We start from the raw sequence: 4,042 nt of genomic DNA, 5'->3' as shown, positions 1-4,042 counted from the left end.
CCCATGGCCGCCATTATGTCGACGATCAATGCTCAGCTGCTGCAATCTTCCGCCACGATCGTAAAAGATCTCTTTTTGCGTGTACGTCCACAGCAAATGGACAATGAGCCGTTGCTCAGAAAGATTTCTGCGACCGTCACGCTGGTGCTGGGCCTGCTGCTGCTGCTGGCAGCATGGAACCCGCCGGACATGCTGATTTGGCTCAATCTACTGGCTTTCGGCGGGTTGGAAGCGGTATTTCTGTGGCCGCTGGTGCTGGGGTTATACTGGGAGAAAGCCAATGCTGCAGGCGCCCTTTGCAGTATGATCGGCGGCGCGGGCTGTTACACCCTGTTGGCCAGTTTTTCACTGCAGCTGTGGGGGTTTCATCCTATTGTGCCTTCGCTGCTGTTCAGCCTGGTTGCTTTTGCAATCGGCAATCGTTTTGGCCGCCCTGTCCGGCCATAGTCCTATTTGTTTGACTAAAGAGAATCGCAATGCCCTGGATACAAATGAAAATCAACACCACCGGCGCACAGGCCGAAGAACTGGGCGACGCGCTGATCGAGAACGGGGCTGTCTCGGTCACGTTTCAGGATACGCACGACAACCCGGTGTTTGAACCGTTGCCTGGTGAAACGCGTCTGTGGGGCGACACCGATGTGATTGGTCTGTTTGATGCCGAAACTGACATGCAGGACGTGATTGCCGGTCTGGAACACCATCCGCTACTCGGCAACGGTTTCCACCACAAAATTGAGCAGATTGAAGACAAGGACTGGGAGCGGGAATGGATGGAAAACTTCCATCCAATGCGTTTCGGCCAGCGCCTGTGGATTTGCCCGAGCTGGCGTGATGTGCCGGATCCAGATGCCGTTAACGTCATGCTGGATCCCGGCCTGGCGTTTGGTACCGGCACGCATCCCACCACATCCATGTGCCTGAGCTGGCTGGATGGACTGGACCTGGCAGGCAAAACCGTTATCGATTTTGGTTGCGGCTCCGGTATCCTGGCTATTTCGGCACTCAAGCTGGGCGCAGCGCAAGCTATTGGCATCGATATCGATCCGCAGGCGATTCAGGCCAGCCGTGACAATGCCGAGCGCAATGGCGTTTCGGAGCGTCTGTCGCTTTATCTGCCTCATGAGCAGCCTGAGAACCTCAGCGCCGACGTGGTGGTTGCCAATATCCTTGCTGGTCCACTGCGTGAACTGGCGCCGCTTATTAGCGTACTGCCGGTCTCCGGTGGTCATCTGGGGCTTTCCGGCGTGCTGTCGAGCCAGGCTGAAGGGGTATGCGAAGCCTATGCGGATAAGTTCACACTCGATCCCGTCGCAGAAAAAGAAGAGTGGTGCCGGATTACCGGTATACGCCGCTAAGCTCTCTGTTTCCAGGGAAGGATTCAGATAGATTTCTCTTACAATAAGCTTATCATCAGCAAGGTTATTTGCTCGTATCGATCATTTCCAGGGATAATGAAAATGAGAAAATATGCTTTGCTGTTCTCCTGCCTTGCCGCTCTGCCCGTCATGGCTGAACCTGCTATCCACTGGTCCTATGAAGGTCAGGGCTCACCCGAGCACTGGGCCGATCTCGGTCAGGCATTTCAGACCTGTAAAACCGGCCAGTATCAGTCTCCTGTCGATATTACCCAGGTCATTGACGGTAAACTGCCACCGTTAGGCATGAATTTCCATACTGATACCAGGACCATCGTTAACAATGGTCATACCGTCCAGGTTACCGTAAAAGACAGCGACGATTTTCTGCTTGATAACGACTCGTTTGTGCTTAAACAGTTTCACTTTCACGCCCCCAGTGAAAACCATCTTTTCGGCAAAGCCTATCCAATGGAAGCGCATTTCGTTCATGCCAACCAGCAGGGCGAACTGGCCGTGCTTGCCGTTATGTTCGAGCCTGGGCCAGAAAACAGCGCGCTTAAACCGCTGATTGCCTCTTTACCTGCCGAAGAAAATAACGTGGAAGCCATGAAGCAGAGCATGGACCTTGCCGCGCTTTTCCCCGCCACGAAGCATTATTATCGTTTTAGCGGATCGCTGACCACTCCGCCCTGCACGGAAGGCGTGCGCTGGCTGGTTCTGAAGCAGCCCGTTACGCTCTCTGCCGCCCAGCTGGCAGTTTTTGAACATGCCCTTAAACACGCTAACAATCGTCCCTTACAACCTCTGCACGGCCGTATAATTGTCGAATAGCTGAACAATGTTTCGCCATTTTTTCCAAATTTATGCCATTAACTGTTATGATCAGCCGCTGAAATATCGCAATTTAGAATGTTAACTGCTTCACAAAAAAAGAAAAATATTTGTTCATAATTTAATCATTAACATTCAATGTGCTGTTAAATAAGGATATTTATTTGTGACCCTCTGTTCCAGAGCGCAGAATGCCGGTTTTCAGGGGAGATTGTTCAAAGTTTGGCCTTTCATCTTATGAAAAAAATGCGTAATATACGCCGCCTTGCGAACACACTATGGTCACTTTTTTTTCATGCGCATAGGAAACCACCAGCTTCGCAATCGCCTGATTGCAGCACCAATGGCCGGAATTACCGACAGGCCTTTCCGGACGCTTTGTTATGCAATGGGCGCTGGTATGACCGTATCGGAGATGCTGTCGTCGAACCCGGAAGTCTGGGCCAGCGACAAATCCCGACTGCGTATGGTACACAGTGATGAGCCCGGTATTCGTACCGTGCAGATTGCCGGTTGTGACCCCAATGAGATGGCGGAAGCCGCGCGCATTAACGCTTTGTCGGGCGCGCAGGTTATTGATATCAATATGGGCTGTCCGGCTAAAAAGGTGAATCGGAAAATGGCGGGCTCCGCCCTGCTGCAGCATCCAGAGCTGGTAAGGTCTATCCTTTCGGCGGTGGTTAATGCAGTAGATGTGCCCGTTACGTTAAAGATTCGCACCGGCTGGGACGCGGACAACCGCAATTGTGTTGAGATTGCCCAATTGGCTGAACGTTGTGGCATTCAGGCCCTGACCATCCACGGACGCACACGCGCGTGTTTGTTCAACGGCGAAGCTGAATATGACAGCATTCGGACAGTTAAGCAGAGTGTCTCTATCCCCGTTATCGCGAACGGAGACATTACTGACCCGCATAAAGCCAGAGCCGTGCTTGACTATACGGGGGCAGATGCCCTGATGATAGGACGCGCGGCTCAGGGAAGACCGTGGATCTTCCGGGAAATCCAGCATTATCTGGACACTGGGGAGCTGCTGGCACCAATGCCACTGGCTGAAGTAAAGCGCTTGCTTATTGAGCACTTACGGGAACTGCACGACTTTTATGGTCATCGCAAAGGATACCGTATTGCCCGAAAGCACGTCTCCTGGTATCTCCAGGAGCACGCCCCAAACGACCAGTTTCGGCGCACATTCAACGCCATTGAGGATGCCAGCGAACAGCTGGAGGCGTTGGAGGCATACTTCGAAAAACTTGCATAATAGAAATAAAGAGCTGACAGAACTATGTTCGAACAACGCGTAAATTCTGACGTACTGACCGTTTCAACCGTTAACTCCCAGGATCAGGTGACCCAAAAGCCTCTGCGTGACTCGGTCAAACAGGCACTGAAGAACTATTTTGCTCAACTGAACGGTCAGGATGTTAATGACCTGTATGAGCTGGTTTTGGCTGAAGTGGAACAGCCACTGTTGGACATGGTGATGCAATATACCCGTGGCAACCAGACCCGTGCAGCCCTGATGATGGGTATCAATCGCGGTACGCTGCGTAAGAAACTGAAAAAATACGGCATGAACTAAGTTTCGGTTCATTGTGATGGAGGCGCTACATACTGTTAGCGCCTTTTTTAATGGTTACCCATCGAACAGAATTGTCTTGATCGTGTAAATAACAAACATTTAGCTCAACTTCCTGCCAATCTCGTTGTCCTACAACCTGTACCGCTACAGATTAACGTCTTCATGCGCTACATCTTCCATGCACGCATAAAGAGAGCCATATGAAGTTATCTCGCGGCTTGACGCGCAGCCTGATGCACCCACGTTACTGGATGACCTGGGCTGGACT

General features: G+C 51.8%; 5 protein-coding genes. All 5 read left to right on the top strand.

Annotation, left to right across the window (positions count from 1 at the left end; genetic code table 11):
* Positions 1-447: sodium:solute symporter family transporter (locus RTK32_RS19745; RefSeq protein WP_409451118.1), on the top strand; the 447-nt coding region annotated here is incomplete at its 5' end.
* Between the two features lie 29 nt (positions 448-476).
* Complete coding sequence (gene prmA, locus RTK32_RS19740; RefSeq protein ID WP_312046945.1) at positions 477-1,358, top strand: 50S ribosomal protein L11 methyltransferase; 882 nt, start codon at positions 477-479, stop codon at positions 1,356-1,358.
* Between the two features lie 96 nt (positions 1,359-1,454).
* Positions 1,455-2,192 carry a carbonic anhydrase family protein gene (locus tag RTK32_RS19735; RefSeq protein ID WP_312046944.1) on the top strand — a complete coding sequence of 246 codons (738 nt, stop codon included), beginning with the start codon at positions 1,455-1,457 and terminating at the stop codon, positions 2,190-2,192.
* Positions 2,193-2,487: 295 nt separating this feature from the next.
* Complete coding sequence (gene dusB, locus RTK32_RS19730) at positions 2,488-3,453, top strand: tRNA dihydrouridine synthase DusB (protein ID WP_409451117.1); 966 nt, start codon at positions 2,488-2,490, stop codon at positions 3,451-3,453.
* A 24-nt stretch (positions 3,454-3,477) separates the two neighbouring features.
* Entirely contained in the window at positions 3,478-3,774 is a 297-nt protein-coding gene (gene fis / locus RTK32_RS19725; RefSeq protein ID WP_000462905.1) for a DNA-binding transcriptional regulator Fis, read from the top strand.
* Positions 3,775-4,042: the final 268 nt, after the last annotated feature.

The organism is Erwinia sp., assembly GCF_031978025.1.
In the GTDB taxonomy this organism is placed as follows: Bacteria; Pseudomonadota; Gammaproteobacteria; order Enterobacterales; family Enterobacteriaceae; genus Erwinia.
Note: the sequence above shows the minus strand (reverse complement) of the source record. Positions and strands in the feature narration are given on the sequence as shown.

What these genes read in the sequence shown, in the direction of transcription:
- prmA (WP_312046945.1), top strand. Translation starts at nt 477, where the DNA reads ATGCCCTGGATACAAATGAAAATCAACACCACCGGCGCACAGGCCGAA.
- dusB (WP_409451117.1), top strand. Translation starts at nt 2,488, where the DNA reads ATGCGCATAGGAAACCACCAGCTTCGCAATCGCCTGATTGCAGCACCA.
- fis (WP_000462905.1), top strand. Translation starts at nt 3,478, where the DNA reads ATGTTCGAACAACGCGTAAATTCTGACGTACTGACCGTTTCAACCGTT.
- RTK32_RS19735 (WP_312046944.1), top strand. Translation starts at nt 1,455, where the DNA reads ATGAAAATGAGAAAATATGCTTTGCTGTTCTCCTGCCTTGCCGCTCTG.